Source organism: Chitinophaga sp. (assembly GCF_035564935.1).
Classification (GTDB): domain Bacteria; phylum Bacteroidota; class Bacteroidia; order Chitinophagales; family Chitinophagaceae; genus Chitinophaga.
This window is the reverse complement of record NZ_DATMTE010000415.1, coordinates 1-5157: the sequence shown is the minus strand read 5'-3', so window position 1 is coordinate 5157 and position 5157 is coordinate 1. Positions and strand designations below refer to the sequence as shown.

The following is a 5157-nucleotide window of genomic DNA, read 5'->3' as shown; positions in this document are numbered from 1 at the left end:
TTTTATATTTTAACAGGATGTCTACCGCGGAAGTGGCTGCCAGTCTTGGAATATCGTCTCAGACTGTACTGAATCAGAAAGCACGTGCCCTGAAGCTATTGAGGTACAGGCTTTCAGAGAAGGGTTTCCTTGTTATGCTTTTTCTTTTTAAAATTTGCTTTAGTAAGTAAGCGTAATTAGTCCTGCTATATAAACCAATCCCTGAAATAATAGTACAGGCAGCATTGGAATTTGATGTAACCTCCGGTAGGGACCGGGGGAAGTCGGTCTCATAGGCTTGTTATTACCACCTGTTTTACGGTTCTGCGTATTTTCTGAAAAAAGTCAGATTTCTTTTGGTTAAAACGATCTTTTGGTTGTTTAATAAAGAGATGGCGGGCATAAATCCGTTTCAAATTATATGAACAATCCGGATATCGAACATATTGAGGCATTGCTGCTGAAGAAGCTGGAGGGCAAAATCACGGATGAAGAGCAGCGGGAGCTGGATCTATGGAGCGATCAAAACCCGCTGAATCCGCAGCTTCTGGAACATCTTGATGATCCGGCCTGGATGGCCGCCCAGATGGAGATTTTTGACAGCATACCTGTCAGGATGCCTGCCGGTACCCGGAAGGGAATAGTCCGGATGCCCCGGTGGCTGAAGATTGCTGCCGCAGCATTATTGATAGTATCCGGTTCCTTTTTGATTAAAATGCTGGATCGCACACCGAAAGAAATTGCATACACCAACCAGCCATCAGATGTGCCGCCAGGCAGGGAGGGTGCTATGCTCACCCTTTCTGATGGTACGGTCGTGTCGCTGGATAGCCTGAAGCAGGGGCTTATTGCAAAACAGCAAGGTAGTGATATTGTGGTGAGCAATGGGAAATTAGGTTATTTACAGAACCATCAGTCCGGCCGGGAACTAAAATATAATGTAGTTGCTACTCCACGTGGCCGGCGGTTCAATTTTCAATTGCCTGATGGTTCACTGGTGTGGTTAAATGCTGCATCATCTATCCGGTTTCCCGTGAATTTTGATTCGAATAACCGGAAAGTGGAAGTTACGGGTGAAGTTTATTTTGAAGTAGTAAGCAGCCCATCCCAACCTTTTATTGTTGCGCTTAATGATGGTGGTTTCTTAAAAGTATTGGGAACCAGTTTTAATGTGAAAGCATATCCGGAGGAAAAAGAGGTTAGTACTACGCTGATTTCCGGTAAACTGGCGGTTGAAAACAGGACAGGGAAAAATGTATTTCTTTCTCCGGGTCAGCAGGCAAATATGTCACCGGATAATATAAAATTAAGTAAGAATGTACAGGTGGATGCAGCCATTGCCTGGAAGAACAACCTTTTCAACTTCAGTGATAAAAAGCTGGAGGAAGTGATGAGGGAAATAGCCCGGTGGTATGACCTGGAAGTAGTTTATGAGCATGGTGTTCCAGACATCACCTTCGGGGGAGAGATGAGCCGGAATGAGTCGCTTTCAGATGTGTTGCTTGGGTTGCAGGATGCGAATGTGAAGTTTAAGCTGGTATCGGGAAGGAAGTTAATTGTTTTGCCATAAATATAGTATCAATCATATTGTCTGATATCTATGAGCACCTGATTAAAATAAAGACCGGAAGTGATTGGACCCACTTCCGGAAATAAATGTCAGGTGTAACAACCGAATCTGAGTCGTTTTACAACCAAACAAGTGCAAGTTATGCAAAAAAATGCGAACCGCGAGTCGTGGCCGTTGTCCGCGCCAGGGTGCCTATGCTATCGTTGTTATGATGTATGTAGAAAGCAGGTACTGATATTTCAACCTGGCGGGAATGGGCGACAGCGTTGTCTACAATTGATCCGTATCATGAAGATTACAGTTATTTTATTATTGGCATTCTTCTTACAGCTGTCGGCAAAAGTGTCATCTCAGCGCATCACGTTTACAGGAAAGAATGTACCGCTCCGGCAACTTTTTGCGGAAATCAAAAAGCAATCTGGTTTTGTTGTAATGTATAACAGGCATCTGCTGGAAAATGAGCCATCGGCCAACATTTCAGCTATTAATATGCCGCTGCCACAGTTTATGGAGAAGATCCTGGAAGGTAAACCGCTTAGGTACCGGATATCGGTGCAAACCATCTTCCTTTCTGCCAGGCCTGCCGTTAGTGCGCAACCGGAGCAGGAACAGCGCATTAAAGTGACGGGCACAATAGCGGGCAGCGAAAATCAGCCATTGCCGGGTGCATCAGTGAGGTTAAAAAATTCCGGCATGGGCACCTCTTCGAACTCATTGGGGCAATTTGTGCTGGAAGATGTGGCAGAGGAGGCTGTATTACAAATCAGTTCAATTGGATTTTCAACGATCGAGGTTTCCATTGACCGCTTGCTTAAAGGAAACAAGTTGGACGGAGCGAAACTGCTTTCCCGGGATGCAAATACTATACACCTTGCGGTTACCCTTTCTGCTTATGTTGATTCCCTGGATGCGGTGGTCATAAACAATTATTCAACAGGTTATCAGACATTGAGTAAGGAACGGGCTACCGGGGCTTTTTCTACTATTACTACAGAGGCTTTGAAGCAGCAACGTCTCAGCAATCTGGGCACTTTATTGGAAGGACGGGTAGCCGGATATAATAATGGACTTATACGTGGCACCACCTCAATGAATGGGGTTACAGCTCCCTTATACGTTATAGACGGGCTACCGGTTGAAAATTCAACAATAAGCACCACCGGAGATATCAGGGAAAGTGTACCCGGGCTTAATCTCGAAGATATTGAGAAGATAACGGTGCTGAAAGATGCTGCTGCAGCTTCCATTTATGGGGCAAGGGCAGCAAATGGCGTGGTAGTTATTGTTACAAAAAAAGCGCGTAAAGGACATCCGCAGGTTAACGGGAATGCAACAGTTACGTTTCAACCATATAGGTACTACACCGGCCGGCTTGCGGATGCCTCAGATATGATAGAACTTGAGAAAGAGTGGGCCGGGGCTAATCCTGGTTTGCATGGACCGGATGCCAAAAGTTATGCGCAATCCCTGTTGGACAATAAAGCATATGTGAGCCAGGGTACAACTGCATTGCTGAATTATTATGCGGGGAATATAACCGCACCGGAACTGGACGGGAAACTTAACCAGCTTGCCGGTTCCGGCTATCGCTACTTTAATGAAATGGCAAAGTATGCCAAAAGGAATCCGTTTCTTCAGCAGTATAACGTTAACATCGCCTCCGCTACCGAAAAGAATGCATTTTATGCATCTGTTACCTATCGTAACAACGCATTGGAAGATAAATTTACAAGCAACAGGAACATTGGCGTTAATATCAGGAATACAGCAACACTAACTCCATGGTTAGACCTGGAACTTGGCACTTACCTGCAATATGATGAAGGTAAAGAACAAACTTTCAGCACACTGAGCCCGGGATATGAGTATATGCCCTATGATGGCCTGGTGAATACCAATGGCACACATTTTACCTCCACAGGAAAATCCCGTTTGAGCAATAATACCATGTCCATTATAGATCAATATGGTTTGTACAATATGGACATCACCCCACTGGATGAAACAGGAATGAATTTGGCCGGAAATAAGGCCTTTCTTAACAGGAGTGTGGGTAAGCTGAATATTCGTTTTGCACCGTGGCTGAATTATCAGGCATCTTTTCAGTATGAAACCGGGAATGAACGATCAGATTTACTGTACGACAAAAATAGTTTCTACGTTCGCAATAAGGTCAACAGTCTGGCAGGATACACTGCAGAAAGGGGATTCTTCTATTTGTTGCCTTATGGAAATATTTTTAACCGGAATGAGAATCATAACAATGCCTATACTTTCCGCCAGCAGCTGAATTTCGACAAAACATCCGGAAAACATAATATCACTGCCATTGCAGGTACAGAAACCAGGAATAATAAACTGGAGCTTCATAATCAAACCCAGTATAACTATGACCCTGATGTACTTTCATTTGACCTGCTAAATGAACAGGACCTGGCTAACGGAGCAGGGCTTTTCTTCAATGGCACATTTAGCGGCAGCGATGTAGGATTTGACAAGGAGCTGATCAACAGGTTCGTTTCCATTTATAGTAATGCAGGGTATGCTTACGATGATAAGTACCTGTTAACCGGAAGCCTTCGCTGGGACAGGTCCAATTTATGGGGTACAAATGCCAGATATCAACGCAAACCGATGTGGTCAGTAGGATTAGGCTGGAATGTATTCCGGGAGGGCTTTTTTATACCAGGTTTTGTTTCTTTCCTGAAGCTGAGGGGTTCGTATGGCGTTGTAGGAAATATTGCGAAAGATGCGGCGCCTTATATGACTGCATCGTATTCCCCGAATTATCAATTGGGAGGCATGCAGGGAGTTATTGCAAGCCGGCCCAACCCCTTACTTTCCTGGGAAAGGACATTCACGGGAAATATAGGGATGGACATTACCATGTATAATAATCGCATAACCGCCGCTGTGGATTACTACAGGAAGAATGGAAAGGATCTTCTCGCTAACACAATGGGGGTGCCCACCGAAGGGTTTGGATATTCTACCTACCAGATAAATAATGGAGAAATGACTAATCATGGAATTGAAACCACTATCAGTGCCGATATTATTTCTTCAAAAAAATGGAAATGGAACCTTACAACGCTATTTGCGTACAATAAGAATAAAGTGACTTACGTGAATATCGAAGCACCATTTTACATACTGCAGCTTGACTATCCACTGGCATATCCCCGTGTAGGAAATCCGTATAATGCCATCTATAGTTATAAATGGGCGGGGTTAAGTAAGGATGGATTGCCGCAGGTATATGATGAGAAGAATACAGCTTCCACTATCATACCTACTACGCTTGAAGCCATCCAATACAGTGGTACAACAGTACCTGTTTACAGCGGATCTTTCAGCAGTAATCTGACTTATAAAGGAATCACCTTTGCATTTCTTCTTACTTATGAGGGAGGCCACAAAATCCGGAATACGGACCTGCCAATGCTCAATAATTCCTATAACAACAACATGTTTACTTACATGACTCAATTTGGCGCTGTAAATAAACGTATTACAGAACGATGGAGGAAACCAGGGGACGAGACAAAAACAAATGTTCCCAAAGCACTGTTTGGAGAGGATCCCGATTTTAACTCCGATGTTTTCAC

The 5157-nt window shown here is 44.0% G+C and carries 3 protein-coding genes; all 3 read left to right on the top strand.

Translation table 11 applies throughout. The annotated features are described in order from the left end of the window. Positions 1–17 precede the first annotated feature (17 nt). Positions 18–170, top strand: a complete 153-nt coding sequence (locus VN105_RS29790; protein ID WP_414647238.1) for a hypothetical protein — start codon at positions 18–20, stop codon at positions 168–170. A 230-nt stretch (positions 171–400) separates the two neighbouring features. Then, on the top strand, positions 401–1549 hold the full coding sequence (locus tag VN105_RS10825) for a FecR family protein (protein WP_325640702.1): 1149 nt from the start codon (positions 401–403) through the stop codon (positions 1547–1549). A 288-nt stretch (positions 1550–1837) separates the two neighbouring features. Further along, positions 1838–5157: SusC/RagA family TonB-linked outer membrane protein (locus VN105_RS10820; RefSeq protein WP_325640700.1), on the top strand; the 3320-nt coding region annotated here is incomplete at its 3' end.

Bases quoted from the DNA above. Each gene is read 5' to 3' on its own strand.
- VN105_RS29790 (WP_414647238.1), top strand. From the start codon at position 18: ATGTCTACCGCGGAAGTGGCTGCCAGTCTTGGAATATCGTCTCAGACT.
- VN105_RS10825 (WP_325640702.1), top strand. From the start codon at position 401: ATGAACAATCCGGATATCGAACATATTGAGGCATTGCTGCTGAAGAAG.